The 21135-nt window shown below is 38.7% G+C and carries 23 protein-coding genes and 1 other RNA gene; 8 read left to right on the top strand and 16 right to left on the bottom strand.

Annotation, left to right across the window (positions count from 1 at the left end):
• Window positions 1–32 precede the first annotated feature (32 nt).
• From M3225_RS22380 to M3225_RS22355, 6 genes are all read right to left on the bottom strand, one after another.
• The gene (locus M3225_RS22380; protein WP_251397426.1) at window positions 33–464 is read right to left on the bottom strand and encodes a carboxymuconolactone decarboxylase family protein; all 432 of its coding nucleotides are present in this window, start codon (window positions 462–464) and stop codon (window positions 33–35) included.
• Window positions 465–600: 136 nt separating this feature from the next.
• A complete protein-coding gene (locus M3225_RS22375) occupies window positions 601–1494 on the bottom strand; it encodes a LysR family transcriptional regulator (RefSeq protein WP_251397424.1) in 894 nt (297 codons plus the stop codon).
• Window positions 1495–1936: 442 nt separating this feature from the next.
• Window positions 1937–2563 carry an FMN-dependent NADH-azoreductase gene (locus tag M3225_RS22370; protein WP_251397422.1) on the bottom strand — a complete coding sequence of 209 codons (627 nt, stop codon included), beginning with the start codon at window positions 2561–2563 and terminating at the stop codon, window positions 1937–1939.
• A gap of 149 nt (window positions 2564–2712) precedes the next feature.
• A complete protein-coding gene (locus M3225_RS22365) occupies window positions 2713–4068 on the bottom strand; it encodes a sensor histidine kinase (RefSeq protein ID WP_251397420.1) in 1356 nt (451 codons plus the stop codon).
• Window positions 4046–4771 (bottom strand): response regulator transcription factor, encoded by a 726-nt coding sequence (locus M3225_RS22360; RefSeq protein ID WP_251397418.1) that lies wholly within the window; start codon window positions 4769–4771, stop codon window positions 4046–4048. The genes M3225_RS22365 and M3225_RS22360 overlap by 23 nt, the downstream gene beginning before the upstream one ends.
• A gap of 157 nt (window positions 4772–4928) precedes the next feature.
• Window positions 4929–6065 carry an MGDG synthase family glycosyltransferase gene (locus M3225_RS22355; protein ID WP_251397416.1) on the bottom strand — a complete coding sequence of 379 codons (1137 nt, stop codon included), beginning with the start codon at window positions 6063–6065 and terminating at the stop codon, window positions 4929–4931.
• 154 nt (window positions 6066–6219) lie between these two features.
• Here M3225_RS22355 and M3225_RS22350 point away from each other — a divergent pair, with 154 nt between their 5' ends.
• From M3225_RS22350 to M3225_RS22340, 3 genes are all read left to right on the top strand, one after another.
• Window positions 6220–6846 (top strand): undecaprenyl-diphosphatase, encoded by a 627-nt coding sequence (locus M3225_RS22350; protein ID WP_251397413.1) that lies wholly within the window; start codon window positions 6220–6222, stop codon window positions 6844–6846.
• A gap of 159 nt (window positions 6847–7005) precedes the next feature.
• A complete protein-coding gene (locus tag M3225_RS22345; protein WP_251397410.1) occupies window positions 7006–7443 on the top strand; it encodes a MarR family winged helix-turn-helix transcriptional regulator in 438 nt (145 codons plus the stop codon).
• Between the two features lie 27 nt (window positions 7444–7470).
• Entirely contained in the window at window positions 7471–8112 is a 642-nt protein-coding gene (locus M3225_RS22340; protein ID WP_251397407.1) for a nitroreductase family protein, read from the top strand.
• A gap of 32 nt (window positions 8113–8144) precedes the next feature.
• Here M3225_RS22340 and moaD read toward each other — a convergent pair whose 3' ends face one another.
• The 5 genes from moaD to M3225_RS22315 are packed head-to-tail and all read right to left on the bottom strand — an operon-like array spanning window position 8145 to window position 11656.
• Window positions 8145–8378: a molybdopterin converting factor subunit 1 gene (gene moaD / locus M3225_RS22335; RefSeq protein ID WP_251397404.1), complete on the bottom strand. Its 234-nt coding sequence runs from the start codon at window positions 8376–8378 to the stop codon at window positions 8145–8147.
• A gap of 2 nt (window positions 8379–8380) precedes the next feature.
• The gene (locus tag M3225_RS22330) at window positions 8381–8845 is read right to left on the bottom strand and encodes a molybdenum cofactor biosynthesis protein MoaE (protein WP_251397401.1); all 465 of its coding nucleotides are present in this window, start codon (window positions 8843–8845) and stop codon (window positions 8381–8383) included.
• Window positions 8842–9369: a molybdopterin-guanine dinucleotide biosynthesis protein B gene (gene mobB / locus M3225_RS22325; protein ID WP_251397398.1), complete on the bottom strand. Its 528-nt coding sequence runs from the start codon at window positions 9367–9369 to the stop codon at window positions 8842–8844. The genes M3225_RS22330 and mobB overlap by 4 nt, the downstream gene beginning before the upstream one ends.
• Window positions 9357–10622, bottom strand: coding sequence for a molybdopterin molybdotransferase MoeA (locus tag M3225_RS22320; RefSeq protein ID WP_251397397.1), 1266 nt, complete (start codon window positions 10620–10622; stop codon window positions 9357–9359). The genes mobB and M3225_RS22320 overlap by 13 nt, the downstream gene beginning before the upstream one ends.
• 17 nt (window positions 10623–10639) lie before the next feature.
• Window positions 10640–11656, bottom strand: a complete 1017-nt coding sequence (locus tag M3225_RS22315) for a molybdopterin-synthase adenylyltransferase MoeB (RefSeq protein ID WP_251397393.1) — start codon at window positions 11654–11656, stop codon at window positions 10640–10642.
• Between the two features lie 161 nt (window positions 11657–11817).
• On the opposite strand from M3225_RS22315, the gene mobA reads away from it, so the two are divergent.
• A complete protein-coding gene (mobA, locus tag M3225_RS22310; protein ID WP_251397390.1) occupies window positions 11818–12387 on the top strand; it encodes a molybdenum cofactor guanylyltransferase in 570 nt (189 codons plus the stop codon).
• 12 nt (window positions 12388–12399) lie between these two features.
• Here mobA and moaA read toward each other — a convergent pair whose 3' ends face one another.
• The 3 genes from moaA to M3225_RS22295 form a co-directional block, all read right to left on the bottom strand.
• The gene (gene moaA, locus M3225_RS22305; RefSeq protein WP_251397388.1) at window positions 12400–13416 is read right to left on the bottom strand and encodes a GTP 3',8-cyclase MoaA; all 1017 of its coding nucleotides are present in this window, start codon (window positions 13414–13416) and stop codon (window positions 12400–12402) included.
• A 46-nt stretch (window positions 13417–13462) separates the two neighbouring features.
• A complete protein-coding gene (fdhD, locus tag M3225_RS22300) occupies window positions 13463–14209 on the bottom strand; it encodes a formate dehydrogenase accessory sulfurtransferase FdhD (RefSeq protein WP_374109849.1) in 747 nt (248 codons plus the stop codon).
• Between the two features lie 66 nt (window positions 14210–14275).
• A complete protein-coding gene (locus M3225_RS22295; RefSeq protein ID WP_013059689.1) occupies window positions 14276–14620 on the bottom strand; it encodes a DUF2294 domain-containing protein in 345 nt (114 codons plus the stop codon).
• A gap of 347 nt (window positions 14621–14967) precedes the next feature.
• Between M3225_RS22295 and fdhF the strand changes: the two genes are divergently transcribed.
• From fdhF to modB, 4 genes are all read left to right on the top strand, one after another.
• Window positions 14968–17907, top strand: a complete 2940-nt coding sequence (gene fdhF / locus M3225_RS22290; RefSeq protein WP_251397382.1) for a formate dehydrogenase subunit alpha — start codon at window positions 14968–14970, stop codon at window positions 17905–17907.
• An 11-nt stretch (window positions 17908–17918) separates the two neighbouring features.
• A complete protein-coding gene (locus M3225_RS22285) occupies window positions 17919–18398 on the top strand; it encodes a DUF1641 domain-containing protein (protein ID WP_251397378.1) in 480 nt (159 codons plus the stop codon).
• Window positions 18399–18523: 125 nt separating this feature from the next.
• Complete coding sequence (gene modA, locus M3225_RS22280) at window positions 18524–19321, top strand: molybdate ABC transporter substrate-binding protein (RefSeq protein WP_251397375.1); 798 nt, start codon at window positions 18524–18526, stop codon at window positions 19319–19321.
• A gap of 7 nt (window positions 19322–19328) precedes the next feature.
• Window positions 19329–19985, top strand: coding sequence for a molybdate ABC transporter permease subunit (modB, locus tag M3225_RS22275; protein ID WP_251397372.1), 657 nt, complete (start codon window positions 19329–19331; stop codon window positions 19983–19985).
• Between the two features lie 153 nt (window positions 19986–20138).
• Here modB and ssrA read toward each other — a convergent pair.
• Window positions 20139–20500, bottom strand: a transfer-messenger RNA (tmRNA) gene (gene ssrA / locus M3225_RS22270).
• 137 nt (window positions 20501–20637) lie between these two features.
• Window positions 20638–21105, bottom strand: a complete 468-nt coding sequence (gene smpB / locus M3225_RS22265; protein ID WP_013059694.1) for an SsrA-binding protein SmpB — start codon at window positions 21103–21105, stop codon at window positions 20638–20640.
• Between the last annotated feature and the right edge of the window lie 30 nt (window positions 21106–21135).

Genomic DNA, 21135 nt, shown 5'->3' with positions numbered 1-21135 from the left:
GACGCTCTTTTAGAGTGTCTTTTTTGTGCTTATTATTTATTTTCTACTAGCTCTTTTTCATCTGTCTCTACTTCCACGTCACGCTGAGCGAATACTTTCTTGGCTACGCTTAAAGCATTTAACACGCGAGGGAAACCTGTGTATGGAATTAATTGAATGATGCTCTCCACAATTTCATTCGGCTCTAGTCCAGCTGTTAAACCTGTGTTTAAATGCAGCTCAAGCTGAGGCTCTGTACCCTGAGTGACCAATGATGAAATGGTAACTAATGCTCGTTGCTTATTCGTTAAACCTGGTCGTGAATAAATGTCTCCATAGGCAAATTCAATAATATATTTCCCAACATCAGGAGCTAGGTTTTTTAAGTCTTCTGTAATTTTTAAATGAGTCGAAATATCATCGTTACTCGTTAATGTATATTCCATTAATTTATCTAAACCTTTTTGATAACTATCTTGTGCCATGTAAAATCAGCCTCCGTATTTTTTACTGACACCGCGCGGAATCAATGTTTGTTTTCGTATATGTTTTCTACACTATTTACTTTAACGCACATTCTTTCTTTCGTAAAATACATATATTCAATACAATATATGCATTTTATCTATATAAAGCAGAATGCTGTTCATTAATATAGTGGAGGAATTGTTTAGAGGCATATGAAATATATTTATCTTTTTTTAAAATCAATCCTAAATCCCATGAAATTGAAGGGTTAGTAATAGGAACTGCTTTTACGATAGCAGAATCCACTTTTGCTGCAATGGATTGTGGAAAGATAGATACACCTAAGTTTTCCGCAATCATTTCACCAATAAAATCCCATTGAGAGCTTTCATAGGCTATGTTAGGTTCAAACCCCACTTGTTGACACTCCTGAATAAGCCGGTCGTGAAGCGTAAAATCTTCATTAAATAAAATAAACTTCTCTTGGACTAGTTCATTAATTTCCACATGAGTTTTAGAGGCCAAAGGATGAGAATGATGAACATATAAAAGCATTTTTTCAGAGATAAAAGGATTAACATCAAAAAGATGTTCATTTACTGGAAGCACCGCTACACCTAGGTCTAACTCTCCTTTTTCTACCGCTTTTTGAACACGATTGGCCCCGTATTCAATAAGTTTAATTGTGATATCGGGATAGAGCTGCTGAAACCCTTTAATAATCTTTGGAAAGAACAGCACTCCAATCAATGGAGGAATTCCAATTTTAATCATCCCTTTTTTCAGATTCATCACATCATATAAATAAGTCGAAAGCTCATCAATTGATGCCATGACTTTTTGTCCTTGCACATATACAACTTCCCCGGCATCCGTTAAATCAATCTGTCTTGCGGACCGATCAATTAACTCTACTTCCAATTCTTCTTCTAAGTTTTTCACCATTTTGCTCAAGGTCGGTTGTGAAATATGAAGACTTTGAGATGCTTTAGTAAAACTCCTTAATTTAGCCACTTCTAAAAAATAATTAAGCTGACGAATATCCATCTCTGCTCCTCCTATAGATAAAGCGAATACCTTTTACCTTATTTATTCATTTTACCTATTATGTTTTAAGATATACAGCAAAAATATGAAGAAGAGATGGAGACATAATTCAATCTAAAGACGAACAAATTGGATAAAGGAGCTAGTATAGATCACTTGTTACACGGCGGTTGATTTCCGTGCAAGACTTCGCTTTCCGCGGGCGGCCGATGAGCCTCCTCGTCACTTACGCTCCTGCGGGGTCTCACCTATTCCGCTTTTCCCGCAGGAGTCTTCGCCTTGCCCTCCAATCAACCGCTAGAAGTAACTACATACATGAAACCTACATTCACCATACTAATGAAAAAATCCGAACAAAGTTGATTCTCAATCAAGAATCAAACTCGTTCGGATCTTCCTTCAACTAAAATACTTTTGCCCCAGCCTCTTTTACTACTGTTATTTAAAATGTTTTGGCTGCTTGTTCTGCTTGTTCTAGGCCACTTTCAATAATTTCTTGAGCACGATCTGGAAACTGATTGTGCCCTTCAATAACAACAGAGTTCACATCCGGGACCCCGAAAAATTGAAGTACGCTGCTGACATATTTAACGGCCATTTCGACAGCGGCTGATGGACCTTCTGAATATACTCCGCCTCGTGCGTTTAATAACATCACTTTTTTATGGCCTAGTAATCCCACAGGACCTTCTGGCGTATACTTAAACGTTTTGCCTGCTTGATTCAAATAATCAAAGTACGTATGAAGCACGGCCGGCACAGTAAAATTCCAAAGCGGAAAGGCAATCACAATTTTATCAGCTTTCACAAATTGTTCTAAGTAATGATTAGCAATTTCTGCTGCTTTATTTTCCGCTGCTGTCATTTCTAACCCTCTTGCTAATTTAAACTGACCGTTTATCATGTCGGCACCTAAATAAGGAAGTTCTTCTTTGAACAAATTTAGCTCTATTATTTCTTCACCTTGGTGCGATTGTTTATAGCTTTCTAAAAACGCATCATATAATTTTACGCTGACCGCTTCACTTGCCGATCTGTCATTTGCTTTTATAAAAAGAGTATAACTCATACTAAAACCCCCACTGATTATTGATACTCTTATCTTATTCGCTTTTTCCATACATTTCGAACGACTTTATAATGAAATACCTTCATACTTTAGTCTGAGAAAAATCAGCGTCATAATCACACAAAAGCCGCCTGTTAACGGCGGCTTTCTCAGTTTATAGATGAAACAGGAAAATGAATCACAACTTCCGTTCCTTGTTCTTCTTCACTTTTAATAAAAATCTCGCCTTTGTGCTGACGGACAATAGTTTGTGCAATCGATAGTCCAAGCCCCGTTCCTCCCGTGGCTCTGCTTCTAGCCTTATCGACTCGATAGAAGCGTTCAAAAATATGTGCAAGGTCTTCTTTTGGAATGCCGATTCCATAGTCTTTTACTTTGATAATGACATCTTCCTGCTTTTTTGTAACGGTCACTTCAATTTTATCCGTACTATATTTAATCGCATTATCAAGCAAAATAATTAACACTTGCTTCATTTTTAATTCATCCACTTCAACCATAATTGGCGTTTGATCATAATGAAGAACTAACTCTCTTTTGTATACTTGCTGCAGCTGCTTAACGATTTGTTCAAAAATAAGAACAAGATCTGTTTGCTTCATATCAAGCGTTTGTTCTTTTTCCACACTTGCCAGATCAAGCAGCGTTTCAATCATTTTTTGCATTTTAGTTGCTTCCGCATAGATGGTGTCGATCGCATCCAGCGTAATTTCTTCATTTTTAATCCCTCTTCTTCTTAATAAATTAGAATAACTGCGAATAACGGTTAAAGGGGTTTTTAATTCATGAGAAGCATCGGAAACAAACTGATTTTGTTTTTCAATATTTTCTCGCAAGCGGTCAATCATATGATTGAAGGTAACGGTCATACCCTGCAGTTCATCTCTCGTCTCCGTTTGAATGAGGACTTTTTTAGGAACACCGCTCTCTTCGATCTCTTTCATCGTTGTGACCATATTTTTAATAGGATGCATAATGACGCGTGATAACCATCTTCCTCCTAAAAGAGAAAGTAAAATGGACACAAGCGAACAAAAAATCAAAATCGACAGCAAGATATCTTTACGGGTTTCAAAACCGGTCAGGAGTTCACCAATTTCAAGCGTTTCGACGACTTGATTATCGACTTTGACAGGCATGCGAATGACCAATACTTGCTTTTCTCTAATTTTTCGAAGCTTCACCTTTTTTTTCTTTGAAAATTCGGGCTTAATTTTCACAAGATGAGGATCATTTGATACTTGATTAATGACTGTAGAGTTTTCTGAGACTGTTCGGATAAATGAATGATTGGTCAAATAAAATTTTAATAAATCCGGCGAGAGCTCAACGGAATGATCTTGTTGACCTTTTTGAATAATCTCGTGTGCTTTTTCGAATAAAATGTCCTGTTCCATATTCACCGTAGATTTAGTAAAGGAGAAAAAAACAACGATGTTCATGATTAATAAAATAACAACTAGCCATGCTGTTGTCAGCAAATTAATCTTCGTCGTGATCTTCATGATTCTCCTCTTTCATCATATATCCTACGCCCCGCACCGTATGAATGAGAGAAGTAGAAAAACCTTCATCTATTTTTTTTCTTAAGTGGCGAATATACACGTCAATTACGTTCGTTTCTCCTTCATATTCATAGCCCCAAACGTTTGTGAGAATTCCTTCTCTCGTGACAATTTTATTTTTATTCGTAAGCAAATACACAACTAAATCATACTCTTTCGGTGTCAACGTAATGGATTCATTGTTTCTTAGGACTTCCCTTGTTTCGAGATTAATGGTCAAATCACTGATCGTTAAGCGCTCCGCTTCAGCTTCTTTCGTTCCTGATGCTCCTACGAGTGAACGATAGCGAATACAAGAACGAACTCGTGCTAACAGTTCTTCAATTTCAAATGGTTTTGTAACATAATCATTAGCCCCTTGGTCTAAGCCCATTACCTTATCTAGCGTCGTATTTCGGGCAGTTAATAAAATGACGGGCGTAAATACTTCCGCTTTCCGAAGTCTCCTTAACACCTCAATACCGCTCAGGCTTGGAAGCATCACGTCGAGCAAAACGAGGTCATATGGAGTGGATATTGCCGCCTCTAACCCCGCTTTTCCATCGTATTCAACGTCTACTTCATAATCTTCAAATTCTAATTCAATTTTTAACACTTTCGCAATTTGCGCTTCATCTTCCACAATTAAAATTTTCTCTTTCATGTTATACACCTCTCACCACGTGTCTTAAGTGAAAGAATAGCTTCTTTAGATAAAAAACAACACCTTTTTCAAAAGATGTTTGTTTTTTTATCTAAACCCTACTTTTTCAACATACTTGTCTTTTAGCTTATCCTTATTGTTTGTAAACATGAATGTTTTACGCATGAAGGCCAATGGTTTGCTTTTCACCTAAAATCCAATTGACTACTGCTAAAAGTTCTTCAGGCGTTTGTGCTTCGATTTCTTTATGATAAGCAGTAATCGCGTTATATAATGTGTTCATTTTATCAGCATCTTGCAACACTGCTTGCAGTTGACTTTCTAACGATTGATCCGCCTTTAGTTCTTGAACTAAGTTTCGTTCTGTTAAATAGCGTAAATTCACTTCTTCTTGACCTGGTAAAGCAGAATGAACAAAAATCGGTAAATTCTTGCGAAGAGCTTCACTGACCGTGATACCACCTGGTTTTGTTACAATAGCATCCACTTGTTCATACAGTTCATTCATTTCTGTGCGTGATGAAATGTACGGAATTGGTGTAACGTGTTGTAATTCCCACCCCTTGATTTCTTCATATAACTTTTGATTTTTGCCGCATAAGACAAAGTAATGAAAATGGCGAGCATCTTTTAAATCATTATAGAAATCCATAATATTGCCTAAGCCGCTGCTGCCTCCAGCAATTAAAATATTTCGGTTACCAGGATGCTTAAAAGTTCTTGTTTTTGTTATTTCTTCATGTACCGGTATCCCTGTGACCATCATATTTTGAAGTGGAATTTCACTTTGAGCACGAAGCCCTTTTTTTACTTCTTCACTAGGGAGAAAGTGAAAGTCAATCTCTTCTTTTCCCCATAAATTATTAATAAAGAAATCCGTGTAGACATTTATAATAGGAACATTGCACTTGCCCTTTGCTTTTAATTGGCTGAGCAAATAAGAAGGAAATCCGTGTGTGCATATAATTAAATCCGGGTTTTCTTCTTTAACTAATTGCTCCATCTTTTTTGCAAAAACATGATGATACCATTTGAATGAATGAACAGGCGGTTCGTAAAAGAGATGTTTGTATGCCATATTGTACGTCTCTGGCGCATAACGAATCCATTTCAAATACGTGCCTGTGACCACTTTTTCTAATAGCTCGTTTGTATAACTTAATAAATCTATTTTTTTATAACAAATATTTGTTGTTCTTCTTTCCAATATATCCATTAACGCCTCTGCCACTTGATGATGGCCAGAAGGCATTTTTAGAAGAGGTAAAAATAAAACCTTTTTCAACTGTTTCATCTCCTATTCTAAAAGCAGTTTCTTCCTCTCTTTTTTTATATCATTAAATGCCCATGAATTTTGGATTTTAATTGATTTTTAATGTGAAATTCATCGTTTTTTTAGAGTGACACTCTAAACTAAGGGTGAAAAGTACTGCATAAGGAGAAAACGAATGAACAGCAATTACGAAGTATTTCAATGGATTAACTCATTTGCTGGTAAATCCAGCGCAATGGATTCTGTAATGATTATGATCACGAATAGCGTTCCTTATTTTATAATGGCTTGTTTGCTTTTGCTTTGGTTCAGCGGAAAAACAGAAAGAACGATTTATCACCGTTATACGGCTTTATACATGTTGTTTACAATCGTACTTTCTCTATGTATCAATGAAGTCATTCACTTGGTGTATTACCACCCGCGTCCGTTTGTGACTCATCATGTTCATAAGCTGATTCCACACCCGGCTAATTCATCTTTTGTCAGTGACCATTCGATTTTAGTCTTTTCTGCTGCTTGGATCATGTGGTTACGAAAAAACAAATGGAGAAGCGTCATTTTTATATGGGCTGTCATTTCAGGCCTTTCACGTATTTACGTAGGCGTTCACTATCCAGCAGATGTACTTGGAGGCATGGTGATCGCGGGAGCTGTCGGATGCTTTATTATATATGTTTCAGCTAAAACAGCTCCTCTTATTCAGCGATTATTCTGGATTCACGATGTGATTATCAAGCGTATTCCGTTTCTATCTCCCTATACGCACGAACAAATTAGCAAAAAAAATCATTCAGCTTAAAAAGCGCCTTTTAAGGCGCTTTTTTGTTATTTATAAAAAAAAGAGCGTTCACTTTCTTGACTTTCATTTTTATTTATTTTATATTAGTTGATGTATCAAATATTGATGTATCAAATATTAATCCATCAATAAATATCATAGAAAAAGGGAGCGACTTTCTTGTCACATTCATGTTCTGAAAAAGCAAATGTTCTGTATGCTCTGCAAGAAGTTAATAAACAAATTAATCAAAAGTTTGAGCATTGTACCGGTGTTAGCCAATCACGTCTTGATATTTTACATCAGCTTTATGAAACAGGTGAAATGAGTCAAAAGGAGCTTCAACAGCAAGTAAACATTGACAATGCTGCAATTACAAGACATTTAAAGCAGCTGGAAGAAAGAGATGTTGTATCACGCCGTAAAAATCCTGATGACAACCGCGTAACATTTGTAAAGCTTACGAAAAGCGGACATGAAAAAATCGGTGCATTTCGAAACGAAAAAGCTCGCTTTATTGATGAAGCATTTAAAGATTTCAGCGAAGAAGAACAGCTGCTGCTTTTCAAAATGCTTGAGCGTTTAAAAGTAAACATTTCGGCCATTAAACGGTCATAACATTTTTAACATAAAGGAGAGTTCATCATGACACAAACACAAACACTAAACAATGATTTCCAAGATATTATTACAGGGCGCAGATCTATTCGTTATTACGATCCATCTGTCAAAATCAGCCGTGAAGAAATGAAAGAAATTTTAACAGAAGCGACGCTAGCTCCATCTTCTGTTAATGCACAGCCTTGGCGCTTTCTAGTAATTGATAGCCCTGAAGGAAAAGCAACATTAGCTCCGCTTGCTAAATTTAATCAATCACAAGTAGAAACATCAGCAGCTGTTATCGCGATATTCGGCGATTTAAAAAGTGAAGAAAATTTAGATGAAATTTACGATAAAGCTGTTGAACTAGGCTATATGCCACAAGAAATTAGAGATATGCAAATTCCTAAAATCAAAGCGCACTACGCAGCTGCTTCTGAAGAATTAAATAAAGAAACCGTATTAATTGACGGCGGTTTAGTATCCATGCAGTTAATGCTTGCTGCACGTGCTCATGGTTATGATACAAACGCTATCGGCGGTTATGAAAAAGATCAAATTGCCGAGGCATTCGGTTTAGACAAAGAGCGCTATGCACCGGTTATGTTACTTTCAATCGGCAAAGCAGCAAATAGCGGTTACCCGTCTGTACGTTTACCAATCGAAAAAGTAGCTGAATTTAGATAATAAAAAAGGTGCTGTGTATTCAGCACCTTTTTTTATCCTCCACTAACGGGCGGAATGAATGCAACGGTATCTCCCGTTCCAATGATTTCTTCATCTGTTACAAACTCTTCGTTGACTGCTGTCATCGTTTGATTCAGAGAGGACAGCTTATATGTTTTTTGCACATATTCCTTTAATTCCTTCACTGTTATACCTTGCTTATCAATTGTTACCTGCTCTATTCCAGCCTCTTCCCGTATAGCAGCGAAAAATAATACGTTAATCATTTTTACATCTCCTTCAATGGCTTTCCTTCAGGATATTCTTTCGTTTCTAACTGATCTCCAATCCATTTTGTTCCGTCTTCCCAAAATTCCTTTTTCCAAATTGGCACAATTTGCTTAATACGTTCAATGGCATACTCGTTCGCTTCATAGGCTGCTTTGCGATGCGGAGAAGAAACGGCAATAACTACTGCAACTTCTGTTATATCAAGCTTCCCGATTCGATGAGTAATAGCTGTCAAAGCATCGGGCCACTTTTCCTGAATTTCGTCACCAATTTGGCTAAGCATTTTCACTGCCATTGGCACATAGGCTTGATATTCAAGAGAGAGCGTCTTCTTGCCTTTTGTAAATTCTCTCACCGTTCCAATAAATGTCGTAATAGCTCCCGCGTCTCTTCTAGAAACTTTTTTAATTATTTCATCTACCACAATTGGTTGATTTACTACTTCAAATAAGTGCTGGTTCATCTTCTTTCCCCCACTTCTTTCAATAAAAAATTAAGATAAAGCTCGTCTTCTTGTAAATGAAACATTGGATATGCTCGCCGCACTTCTTTTTTAAGCGGAACGTGACTAATCACGCATATAATATTGGTTAGAGAGGAAAGCAGAACAAGATCTTCTTCACTTCGAATCAAGACTACTTTTGGATAGGATTCCTTTTTATATCCTTCAACAAAAATGACATCTGGCGAGAAAAATTGATAAAAATCAATCAGTTTTTTTAGGCTCCAGTCTTTAATATCTGCCGTAAGCTGAAGGATTCCATCTCCCTCTACACCTGCCACATCGGCACCTGCTTGTTGGTGACGATGACTGTCTTTTAGCTGACTGCTGCTATCTGGAGGTCCGCCGTGTCCATGATGCTTGATAGAACCTACATGTATATCGAAGTGTTTCGCTTTTTTAATTAACTTTTCCACTAAAGTGGTTTTACCGCTGTTTTGAAATCCGACTACTTGTAAAACGGTGCAACGAGCTACCAAGGCCATTCACTTCCTAGTACGTCATCTAGCAATAAGACGTCAACCAGCATTCCTTCTTTGTATCCTCTCGTCCCTCCAGGAAATATAATTAACGTATCCGCATGAGCTAAGGACGAAACAGCACTAGATTTTGTAAAGCTTAATGGAGAAGCAATCAGCTGTCCTTCCCTGTATGAAAGCCTGCCAGATACAAATCGCATAAAAGGGTTTGGCTTTAAGAAATCCTTTCCTAACAAAGCTTTTTCTTTCCGAAGATGAGGGGTTCTTTTACCCGCATATGCACTGATTACCGGACGAGCCAGAAGTTCAAAACCGACATAGCACGCTGTTGGATTTCCCGATAGACCAAATAAAAGCTTGTCTTCCATACGAGCAACTGTTGTTACACTGCCTGGTCTCATCGCTATTTTATTAAAAAGAACTTCGGCTTGTAATTGTTTATACACATCTGGTAGATAATCATAGTCTCCTACTGAAACGCCGCCCGTTGTAATCAGCATGTCCACTTCTGATAGCGCAGCTTTTACCGCACTGTAGCACTGACTTAAATCATCGGGCATAATACCAAAATAGTTCACTTCGCCTCCAGCTTTTTCAATTTGCGCACGAAGCATATGAGCATTGCTATTACGAATTTTCCCCCGCTGAACAGGATCACTTACTTCCACTAGTTCACTTCCCGTTGCAAGTAATCCAACTACAGGCTTTTTGAAGACAGCTACGTTACTATAGCCAAATGTGGCTAGAAGAGCAGCCACTCCTGGAGTGATATACGTTCCTTTTGAAGCTAACACAGTCCCTTTTGTTGTTTCTTCTCCTTGAAAAGAAATGTTATCCCCGCTGTTAAACGAACGCTTGATTTGAACGATTGGCTGATTGCCTCTCATATATTCTTTTGTTACTTCAAGCATTGCAACCGCATCACAGCCTTTTGGAATAGGGGCTCCTGTCATAATACGCACAGCCTGCATCGCGTTGACTGTATGTTCAAAAACAGAACCCGCTCCTATTTCTCCTCGAACAACCAGTTCTACTGGATGAAGTGATGATGCTTCTTTCGTATCTTGTGACCGCACGGCAAAACCATCATATGGAGAACGATTAAAAGCAGGAATATCATGATCTGCCATTAAATCTTCAGCTAAAAATCTGCCGTGAGCTTCTTCAAGCGCAATGATTTCTTGCTTTCTGTTTTTTGCATACTGCATCACTCGCTGAACGCATTCTCCGACAGGGATAGGAGTTCGCTTTTCTCTCATTCTTTTCACTCCTTTACTCATCCTAGTAAACGATAATATAAACTTCTCGCAAATTGAATATCATTCGTTCCATGAATAAATACACGGCCATCTTGAAAAATAACAAAGCGCTGCTCTGGAAGCTGACATGACAGAAGATATGGGTTACGGTCTACTTTCCCCTGTTTTTTTAACCGTCTTTCCAATTCATCGAAGTTGTGCAAATGATGCTGCGAAGGTCTGATTTGAACCGTCTCTCTGCCGCAAAGAACTTCTGTTTTAAGCTGATTTTCATACGCTAAGTACGGATATGTTCGAACCGATCCGCAAGAAGAACATTCATGACTTTTCATTTTACCCGTCTTAAATTCAACGTGCTGATTATTCCAGGTGTCAAAGGTTAGAAATGTGTGGCGCAAGGCTTCAACATCTCCGACTAAAATTTTTAATGCTTCGTTTATTTGATAGGCTGCAACAATTTGAACGGCTGGACTGATAATTCCAACTGTCTCACACGTTGCTCCTCCGACAGGCACTTTTTTCAATATGCAGTGCAGGCAAGGCGTTACATTTGGGATAATAGTATAAGTGGTGCCGTAACTCCCTACACATGAGCCGTATATCCAAGGAACCTCATGCTTATGTGACAAATCATTTAAAATAAAACGGATGTCGAAATTGTCTGTCGCATCGATGATAGCATCAGCTGTTTTGACGATATTTTCTAAATTAGCAGGCTGAGCATCCATCACCAACGCTTCGATCTTCACTTCTGCATTTATTTGACGCAAACGATTTTTTGCTGCTACAGCTTTAGGTAGTTTGTTTTGCGCATCTTGTTCTGTATAAAGCTGCTGACGCTGTAGATTACTCCATTCTACATAATCGCGATCTACAAGAGTCAATTTTCCAATTCCAGCACGCACGAGAGCTTCTGCGCTAGCGCTGCCTAGAGCCCCTGCACCTACAACTAAAACATGCTTACTTCTAATCTGCTGCTGCCCTTTGTTTCCAATGGGCTGGAAAAGCTGCTGACGTGAATAACGTTCTGTCACTCTTTTCTCTCCCTTTCTCGTTCAATCTCTGACTTCACTATCTATTCCTTCATCAAAGATATTTCTTTAAAAACATGCTATTATACACATAACACTAAGCTACTTTACGGACGCTTAAGTGCATAAATATACAAATATATTTTGATGGAGGTATTTAATAAATGTCCATTGCCGGCATTATATTAGCAGGAGGAAAATCTTCTCGCTACGGCCAACCAAAAATGTTTGAAACCTATAACAAGAAATCATTTTACGAATATAGTATAGATGCATTAAAAGAAAATCACGTCACACCTATACTCGTGTCTACCAATCAAGATTTACTCCCTTATTTTCAAAGAAAAGATGTTGCATTTGCAGTTGAAAAACGTCCGTATCAAGGACCTTTGTATGCAATTCATCACGCTTTAACTGCGATCGATTGCCGTGCTGAATGGTTCTTTATTCTTTCTTGCGATATTCCTTTTATTAATGCTGAGTTTGTTCATCACATGATTACACTGACTCAAACGAACTCACCTGATATTGTTCTTCCTGTTCAGCCTGATCACATTCACCCGCTTCTAGCACTCTACCACCGTAGAACGCTTCCTCTTATTGAACAACTCGTTATACAAGGTGAAAGAAGGCTTACACGATTGTTGAATCAGACAAACGTCCTTCGCGTGCCTTTTTCAGCAGAAGATCCCACTTTTATAAATGTGAATCATCGCAGTGATTGGCATTTATAAAGCTTTTTTGAATTATCCACCAATATGAGACATTTCCACTTTCTCAGCGCCTTGGACTCGCCTTCCGTTAGCTCGTTCATCTGAGTAACGATCTTTGCGTTGGTTCCAGATATCAGAAATGGTGTCACAAACGGTACGATCAGATGCTTCTGATCGTATCAGTTTTCGGAGGTCGTATCCTTTTGACGCAAACAAACAGGTATAGAGCTTTCCTTCAGCCGATACTCTTGCGCGTGAACAAGTCGAACAGAATGAATCCGTCACGGATGAAATGATACCAATTTCCTCTTCTGTCCCAACATACCGATACCTGGTGGCTACTTCTCCCGTGTAATGAGATGGAATTTCTTCAAGAGGCATTTCTTGTCCAACTATATCAAGAATTTGTTTCTTTGTTATAACCTCATCCATTTTCCATCCGTTTGAATTTCCAACATCCATATATTCAATAAAGCGCAGCGTATGTTTTTTGCCTTTAAAATATCTGGTCATCGGAAGGATATCCTGCTCATTCTTGCCTTTTTGGACAACCATGTTTATTTTGACTGAAATCCCCACAAGAGCTGCTGCCTCTATTCCTTCTAATACTCGTTTGACGCTTCCTCGATTTCCATTTAGCTCTTGAAATCTCACTTCATCAAGTGAGTCTAAACTAACGGTTACTCTTGATAATCCCGCTTTTGATAAGGCTTCTGCATGCTTCTTTAACAGTGAGCCATTTGTTGTTATGGCAATATCATCTATACCCTCAATTTGCTTCAGACGATTAATTAGATCTGGCAAGTCTTTTCTTAGCAGTGGCTCGCCTCCGGTTATACGTACTTTTTTTACTCCTAGTGATGCGAATAATCTAGTGAGCCTCTCTAATTCATCAAACGAAAGAATGTTTTCGGCAGGTAAAAATGGATAGTCTGCCCCAAAAATTTCTTCAGGCATACAATATCGACATCGAAAGTTACAGCGATCTGTTACTGACAAACGCAAGTCTCGTAAAGGACGCTTTAAAGTATCAACTATAGCGTATGACATCTGCCTCATCTCTCCTCTCTATAGCTGTCAGCTTCTCCACAGCAGATTAACTCTCTCTTAAAATTCTTTCTGGGCATGTATAAATATTCAACGAATCATTTCGAATAAACCCTACCGTTGTAATTCCCAATTCTTCTGCTAGATTTAAAGCAAGTTCAGTCGGAGCGGATTTTGAAAGAACCACTTCACACCCAATCTTCGCTACTTTCAACAAAACTTCTGAAGAAATACGGCCGCTGAAAACGACCACTTTATCCCTAATTGAAATATGGTGTTTTAAGCAATACCCGTATAGTTTATCTAAAGCATTATGCCTACCAATGTCCATTCTGCTAAGCATAAAACCGTTTTTATCACAAATGGCAGCGTTATGAACGCCACCCGTTTCTTGAAACGTAGCAGCAGATTGCTGCAGCTTATTCATCAAGTGAAAACAATCCTTAATTGAAAGTTCTACCGATATATTATTCATTTTTTTAGCAGTCAGCGCATCATTTATAAATACAAACCCTTGTCTGCTCGCCCCGCAGCAAGACGTGATATATCGTTTATTTTGAAGGTTTTGAAAATAAGGGTTTAATTTATCTATTGTAACATGAACATACCCTTCTTTTTCTTGAACCCATATGTTTTTAATGTCTTTGTATTCTCGAATAACCCCTTCAGATGCTAAATAGCCAATTACCATATCTTCGATGTATTGCGGGCTACATACCATCGTGACAAACTCTTCTTCATTAATTTTCACAGTCACAGGAAACTCCGTTACAATTTTATCTTCCAGGCTTTCCATTTGACCATTTTTAAATTTAAGAACTGTACGCTTCTTAACGGTCGAGTTCATGTGATGTCTCCTTTTTTAGATAATGTTTTTATCAAAGACGAATACGGAAACCGCTATATTTTCTTTTATTTTCATATCTGAAAATAAATTCACCAGCTTTGCTCCTACCAATTCTTCTAGCCCTTCCGGCGGATTAGATGCATATACATCTTGGATCATTTTTGTTCGAGCTAGATGAACCATGTCACATCCTTCAGAAGTGCTTGCAATAAATGTTTCTGTCGGAGTTAAATTTCCATACAGTGTTGAGACAGCCATATTTTCAACAAAAACCGTATGTATTCTTTCCGGTCCTTTTCCAAATAAATCTTTTCGAAGCTTCCGAATAATATCATTAAATTCATGAATGGTTTTTGACATAATCAACACTCTCCCACCGATTAAAATTAAATTTTTCATTTTATTCCTACAGTTTTTTTATCATAAATCAACACTTCAAAAAATAAAAGCCTAAAATCTTTGCAGCAAAACTTTTGAAGAGAGTTGTGCATTTAAAAACGTAGCGATATAATTATAAATAACCGAGATGGAATAATAATAATGAATTGTTATTACTCTATCACTTTTTCTTAACGATATAAATGGGCCGGATTGGCATATTAGTAAGACCTGCTAGTAAACTATTCCACCATGATTGCACTTTCCTTATTTAATTAGGCGTGTGTATTCATGGTGGTTTTTTGTTTTTATATAAAGGAGGAAAACAAATGAGTCGTGAAACCATCACTGTTCATATAAATGGCAACGAATACAAGGCAGCTTCAGACTCTACCATACTCGAAATTATTAACCAACAAAGCATTGAGCATCCACAGATTTGTTATGTGCCTGAAGTAGATCCTATTCAAACTTGTGACACATGTATTGTTGAAATGAATGGCGAGTTAGTTCGTTCTTGTTCCACAAGGGCTGAAGACGGCATGAAGATTGAATTACAATCAGCACCTGCAAAAGCCGCGCAGACGGAAGCAATGGATCGTTTATTAGAAAATCATTTGCTATACTGCACCGTCTGCGATAATAACAACGGAAACTGTAAATTACATAACACAGCCGAAATGATGGAGATTGAACATCAAAAATATCCCTATAAGCCAAAGGCCTCGGAAAATGAAGTTGATATGTCTCATCCGTTCTACCGTTATGACCCTAATCAATGCATTGCTTGTGGACAATGTGTAGAAGTTTGTCAAAATCTTCAAGTAAATGAAACACTCTCTATCGACTGGGAAGCGAAACGTCCCCGCGTTCTTTGGGATGACGGTGTAGCAATCAATGAATCTTCTTGTGTGAGCTGCGGTCAGTGTGTAACAGTATGCCCTTGTAATGCCTTAATGGAAAAATCCATGCTTGGAGAAGCTGGATTCATGACTGGACTTCCAAAAGACGTTCTGAATCCAATGATTGATTTAGTTAAAGAAGTAGAACCCGGATACAGCGGAATTTTTGCTGTTTCAGAAGTGGAAGCAGCTATGCGCGAAACACGCACGAAAAAAACAAAAACTGTCTGTACATTTTGCGGGGTTGGGTGTTCATTTGAAGTATGGACAAAAGGCCGTGAAATCCTTAAAGTTCAGCCTAGCTCAGATGCTCCTGCAAATGCTATTTCAACCTGTGTGAAAGGAAAATTCGGCTGGGATTTTGTAAACTCTGAAAAACGTATTACTAAGCCTTTAATCCGAAAGAATGGCGCATTTGTAGAATCGTCATGGGAAGAAGCCCTCGATTTAGTAGCAAGCAGGTTAAGCTCTATCAATCAGCAGTATGGACATGGATCAGTTGGTTTTATCTCTTCTTCTAAGATTACAAACGAAGAAAACTATGTTATTCAAAAGCTGGCCCGCCAAATGTTTGAAACAAATGACGTAGACAACTGTTCTCGCTACTGTCAGTCTCCTGCAACCGATGGATTATTTCGAACAGTGGGAATGGGAGGCGATGCCGGCACGATAAAAGACATCGCAAAAGCTGGACTAGTTATCATCGTGGGAGCTAACCCTGCTGAAGGTCACCCTGTATTAGCAACTCGCATCAAACGCGCGCATAAGCTTCATGATCAAAAACTAATTGTTGCAGATTTGCGCAAAAACGAAATGGCTGAACGCTCTGACATTTTTATCAGTCCAAAACAAGGTACGGACCAAATATGGCTAATGGCTGTAACAAAATACATGATTGATCAAGGATGGCACAATGAAAAATTTATTCAAGAAAACGTCAACTATTTTGAAGACTTTAACTCTTTGCTTGAAAAGTACACGCTTGAATATGCTGAACAAATTACGGGTATTCCAGCAGTAACACTCATTCAAATAGCTGAAATGATTCGAGACGCCGACGGAACCTGTGTGCTTTGGGGCATGGGCGTAACGCAAAATACAGGAGGCTCTGATACTTCAGCGGCTATCTCAAACCTGCTGCTTGCTACTGGAAACTATCGACGCCCTGGAGCAGGCGCTTATCCACTCCGAGGCCACAATAACGTGCAAGGAGCATGTGATATGGGAACTCTTCCTGCTTGGCTTCCAGGCTATCAGCACGTCACAGACTCAGTCGCCCGAGAAAAATTTGAAAAAGCATACGGTGTAAAAATTAAGGACAAGCCAGGGCTTGATAATATTCAAATGCTTCATTCAATTGATGAAGGAAAAATGAAAGCCATGTACCTTGTAGGAGAAGATATGGCTCTTGTCGATTCAAATGCTAACCACGTACACGAAATATTATCAAATCTAGATTTTTTTGTCGTCCAAGACATTTTCCTTTCGAGAACGGCTCAATATGCTGATGTTGTACTCCCTGCTGTTCCTTCTCTTGAAAAAGACGGAACGTTTACCAATACAGAGCGACGTGTACAAAGATTGTATCAAGCATTACCAACGCTTGGTGATTCAAAGCCGGATTGGTGGATTGTTCAAGAGATTGCAAACCGCTTAGGTGCGAACTGGTCGTATACACATCCTGGTGATATCTTTGCAGAAATGGCTAGTCTATCACCTCTGTTCAGCCAAGCCAGCTACGAAAGCCTTGAAGGCTGGGATAGCTTTTTATGGGGGAGCTTAGAGGGAAAAAGCACACCTTTGCTTTACGTCGATGGGTTTAATTTCCCAGATAAAAAAGCGCGCTTTGCTTTATCAGATTGGGTGCTTCCTGCCGAATTCCCAGAAGAATATGATCTACACATTAATAATGGAAGAATGTTAGAACATTTTCATGAAGGGAATATGACCAATAAATCGAGTGGTATTCAATCAAAAGTACCGGAAGTATTTGTAGAAATTTCACCTCAGCTTGCCAAGGAGCGTGAAATTGAAGAAGGTTCGCTTGTCAGATTAATCTCACCGTTTGGAGCAGTAAAAGTACAGGCATTAATTACAGAGCGAGTAAAAGCAAATGAGCTGTATCTTCCAATGCACTCTGTTCATAAAGATTCGGCTATTAACTTCTTGACGGGACCTGCAGTCGACCGACGAACAAATACGCCGGCTTACAAACAAACAAAAGTACGGATGGAAGTATTAAGCAAAGGTGGAGAAACGCCTTTACCGTCTACAAATCCGCGTAACAAAAAACGTCATCCTCAAAATGGGGTCGAGGTTCAGCGTAAATGGAACCGTCCGGGCTACGTCCATTTAACAAGTAAATAGGAGGAGAAAAGATGGCACAACCTATTACAGAAATTAAGAAACCTCTTCTAAGCGAGGAAGAAGAAAAACAACAAAAATTAGAAGACTTAACTTCTCTGCTGGCAGATAATGAAGAAGCATTGAACCGTATTCTCGGTATTGTTGGTGAACTTAACGATATGGGTGTTCTTGAAGCTGCTGATTCAATGATTCAAGCGAAAGAAAAAATCTCAAAAATTGCGCTTCATCAAATTTCTAGAGAACCGGTAACCAATTTAATTAATACCCTTATGGGTGCAAGCAGCGGTTTGATGAAGGCAGACCCAGAGGTAACCGCTAAAGTTGTGAACAGCGCAACAGCTGGTATGAACGAAGCTAATGAATATGTAAAAACAGGAAAAAAAGTAAGTGCATTAGCTCTTATAAAAGCGCTAAACGATCCAGATGTCAATCGTGCAATCGGATTTGGACTTCACTTTTTAAAAGGAATGGGCAAAGCGTTGGAAGAATAAATGAAGCAGCGACTTGAAAGTTTTTCCCCTTTCAAGTCGCTGTTTTCTTTTTAGGAAGTCAAATTCTAAACGAACGTGATATAGTTATACTAAATTACTCTACTACAACTAATTGAGGTGACACGATGCAACAATACTTTAAACCCTTATTCGCACTATTATTTTTAATTATGTTTACTGCTGCTTGTTCGAACGGAACAAATACAAGTCAATCAGCAGCTCAGCACAAAAACATCAGCTTAACGATATCCGCTGCGGCCAGCTTAAAAGATGCGCTCACTGATATGCAAAAGCAATATAAAAAAAAACATCCGAATATAGACTTAAAATTTAATTTTGGAGCTTCAGGTTCGCTGCAACAGCAAATTGCAAACGGGGCACCTGCTGATTTATTTTTTTCAGCAGCGGAAGACAAGTTTGATGCACTAGTAAAAGCAGGAGCTATCTCCAAGGAAAATGGTACTGACTTGGTTGGCAATGACCTCGTGCTTATCGTGCCAAAGAATAATACGTCTGCTATCAAAAATTTTGAAGATCTATCAAAGCCGACTGTTCAAAAAATTGCGCTTGGCATCCCGGAATCCGTTCCTGCCGGACAGTATGCGAAGCAGACTTTTGAACACATGAATCTCTGGAAAAACATTGAGCCAAAAACCGTCTATGCTAAAGACGTACGCCAGGTTCTTTCCTATGTGGAGACAGGAAACGTTGAAGCTGGGGTGGTTTATAAAACCGATGCCTTGATTTCAAAAAAAGTGAAGATTGTAGCTACTGCAGATAATAGCACTCACAAACCAATTGTATATCCTGTAGGCGTTATTAAAGATTCGAAACATCCACAAGAAGCAAAGGCTTTTTATCAATTTTTACAAAGTAAGACCGCTCTTAACACTTTAAAGAAATACGGTTTCACTGCAAATTGAGGCCGCTATGATTCAAGAATTTTTATCTCCTCTTCAGCTATCGCTTAAAATCGCATTAGTAGCAGGATTTGTCGTTATTATTTTAGGCACTGTTATAGGAAAACTGTTATCCAGGAAACATTTTAAGGGAAAAGTGATGATTGAAACGGCGTTAATGCTCCCCTTGGTTCTCCCTCCGTCCGTTGTTGGATTTTTATTGATTGTTATCTTCGGAAAACACAGCCTACTCGGCCGGGCAATTGAATGGGTCTTTCAACAACCCGTTATTTTCACATGGTGGGCAGCTGTTATTGCATCCGTTGTCGTTGCGTTTCCGCTTATGTATCAATCTGCCAAAACAGGCTTTCAAGGCGTAGATTACGAAATTGAAGACGCAGCTCGAGTAGATGGTGCAAGCGAATGGAAAGTCTTTTTCCTTATTTCCATCCCTTTAGCTTCTAAAGCCATCGTAACAGGAGGGGTGTTAAGTCTGGCAAGAGCACTCGGAGAATTTGGAGCCACTTTGATGTTTGCTGGCAATATTCCAGGTGAAACTCAAACTGTGCCTACCGCTATCTACATCGCGATTGACTCTGGAAACATGAATCTGGCTTGGCTATGGGTTATTTCAATCGTCTTTCTTTCCTTTCTTATGCTGCTTTTTGTTCAGCTTAAACAAAAGTAAAAGGATGCCTCTTTGTGTAAGAGGCATCCTTTTACTTCTGTCCTGCTTTCAATTTTACATAAATTATAAATTAAAAAGGAGCTAATCAAATGTATGATCTGCATTTGATTAGCTCCTGTTATAAGTAAGGTAAGCCACCATACAAATATGTATTGGTGGAGACGGTGGGAGTCGAACCCACGTCCAGAAATATCGCCACTTAAGCGTCTACGAGTGTAGTTGGCATATTGATGATTCGCGAGCTGTTCTGCCTACCAACAGGCGTCCCAGTCGCTAGTCTGATTATTCTCTTCCTTCGTCCTCAGACGGCGAACTCCGGCGTAGCCCACTTAAAGTGAGTCCCTTACCCTACCACATGGGCGATGGAGGGAGGAACCGCTAAGCTACTATTATGCAGCTAAAGCGAAGTTATTGTTAGATTTGCCAGTTATTATTGGCGTTGATGTTTTAACGAGGCCATCTCCTCGACTCGCAACCTAAGCTCGAACTACCCCTGTCGAATCCGTAACGTCCCCATATAAAAGGGAGTCGGAATGTGTAAGAAAAAATCTTACATCAGATAGCGACTTCAGTGTGCAAAATGAAATCTAACTGATAACAATACTTATTATATCACAAAATGAGCATTTTGCAATTGTAAGATTTTGTAATGTCACATCTTTTGACGATCACGAAATGCTCGTTCGATATCGCGCTTCGCTTCTTTCCGCTTTAAGTCTTCACGCTTGTCATATTTCTTTTTACCCTTACCAAGTCCCAGTAAAACCTTTGCGTATCCATTTTTCAAATACACTTTTAAAGGAACTAGTGAATAACCCGTTTCTTTTGAATAGCCAATTAGCTTGCTGATTTCACGCTTATGCAGCAATAGCTTTCGTGTACGCAATGGCTCATGATTGTATCGATTTCCTTGTTCGTAAGGACTAACGTGCATATTGTGTAAAAATACTTCTCCGTTTTGCACACGAGCAAAAGAGTCCTTTAAATTCACACGCCCATTACGAATTGATTTGATTTCCGTTCCTTGTAGAACAATACCCGTCTCATATGTTTCTTCAATAAAAAAGTCGTGGCGGGCTTTTTTGTTTTGTGCAATTAATTTCCCTTCACCTTTTGGCATAAAACGTTCCTTCCCTTCAGCCGTACTTAC

The organism is Priestia aryabhattai, from assembly GCF_023715685.1.
Lineage (GTDB): Bacteria > Bacillota > Bacilli > Bacillales > Bacillaceae_H > Priestia > Priestia aryabhattai_B.
This window is presented reverse-complemented; position numbering and strand designations above follow the sequence as displayed.

What these genes read in the sequence shown, in the direction of transcription:
- M3225_RS22380 (WP_251397426.1), bottom strand. Translation starts at nt 464, where the DNA reads ATGGCACAAGATAGTTATCAAAAAGGTTTAGATAAATTAATGGAATAT.
- M3225_RS22375 (WP_251397424.1), bottom strand. Translation starts at nt 1,494, where the DNA reads ATGGATATTCGTCAGCTTAATTATTTTTTAGAAGTGGCTAAATTAAGG.
- M3225_RS22370 (WP_251397422.1), bottom strand. Translation starts at nt 2,563, where the DNA reads ATGAGTTATACTCTTTTTATAAAAGCAAATGACAGATCGGCAAGTGAA.
- M3225_RS22365 (WP_251397420.1), bottom strand. Translation starts at nt 4,068, where the DNA reads ATGAAGATCACGACGAAGATTAATTTGCTGACAACAGCATGGCTAGTT.
- M3225_RS22360 (WP_251397418.1), bottom strand. Translation starts at nt 4,771, where the DNA reads ATGAAAGAGAAAATTTTAATTGTGGAAGATGAAGCGCAAATTGCGAAA.
- M3225_RS22355 (WP_251397416.1), bottom strand. Translation starts at nt 6,065, where the DNA reads ATGAAACAGTTGAAAAAGGTTTTATTTTTACCTCTTCTAAAAATGCCT.
- M3225_RS22350 (WP_251397413.1), top strand. Translation starts at nt 6,220, where the DNA reads ATGAACAGCAATTACGAAGTATTTCAATGGATTAACTCATTTGCTGGT.
- M3225_RS22340 (WP_251397407.1), top strand. Translation starts at nt 7,471, where the DNA reads ATGACACAAACACAAACACTAAACAATGATTTCCAAGATATTATTACA.
- moaD (WP_251397404.1), bottom strand. Translation starts at nt 8,378, where the DNA reads ATGATTAACGTATTATTTTTCGCTGCTATACGGGAAGAGGCTGGAATA.
- M3225_RS22330 (WP_251397401.1), bottom strand. Translation starts at nt 8,845, where the DNA reads ATGAACCAGCACTTATTTGAAGTAGTAAATCAACCAATTGTGGTAGAT.
- mobB (WP_251397398.1), bottom strand. Translation starts at nt 9,369, where the DNA reads ATGGCCTTGGTAGCTCGTTGCACCGTTTTACAAGTAGTCGGATTTCAA.
- M3225_RS22320 (WP_251397397.1), bottom strand. Translation starts at nt 10,622, where the DNA reads ATGAGAGAAAAGCGAACTCCTATCCCTGTCGGAGAATGCGTTCAGCGA.
- mobA (WP_251397390.1), top strand. Translation starts at nt 11,818, where the DNA reads ATGTCCATTGCCGGCATTATATTAGCAGGAGGAAAATCTTCTCGCTAC.
- moaA (WP_251397388.1), bottom strand. Translation starts at nt 13,416, where the DNA reads ATGTCATACGCTATAGTTGATACTTTAAAGCGTCCTTTACGAGACTTG.
- fdhD (WP_374109849.1), bottom strand. Translation starts at nt 14,209, where the DNA reads ATGGAAAGCCTGGAAGATAAAATTGTAACGGAGTTTCCTGTGACTGTG.
- M3225_RS22295 (WP_013059689.1), bottom strand. Translation starts at nt 14,620, where the DNA reads ATGTCAAAAACCATTCATGAATTTAATGATATTATTCGGAAGCTTCGA.
- fdhF (WP_251397382.1), top strand. Translation starts at nt 14,968, where the DNA reads ATGAGTCGTGAAACCATCACTGTTCATATAAATGGCAACGAATACAAG.
- M3225_RS22285 (WP_251397378.1), top strand. Translation starts at nt 17,919, where the DNA reads ATGGCACAACCTATTACAGAAATTAAGAAACCTCTTCTAAGCGAGGAA.
- modA (WP_251397375.1), top strand. Translation starts at nt 18,524, where the DNA reads ATGCAACAATACTTTAAACCCTTATTCGCACTATTATTTTTAATTATG.
- modB (WP_251397372.1), top strand. Translation starts at nt 19,329, where the DNA reads ATGATTCAAGAATTTTTATCTCCTCTTCAGCTATCGCTTAAAATCGCA.
- smpB (WP_013059694.1), bottom strand. Translation starts at nt 21,105, where the DNA reads ATGCCAAAAGGTGAAGGGAAATTAATTGCACAAAACAAAAAAGCCCGC.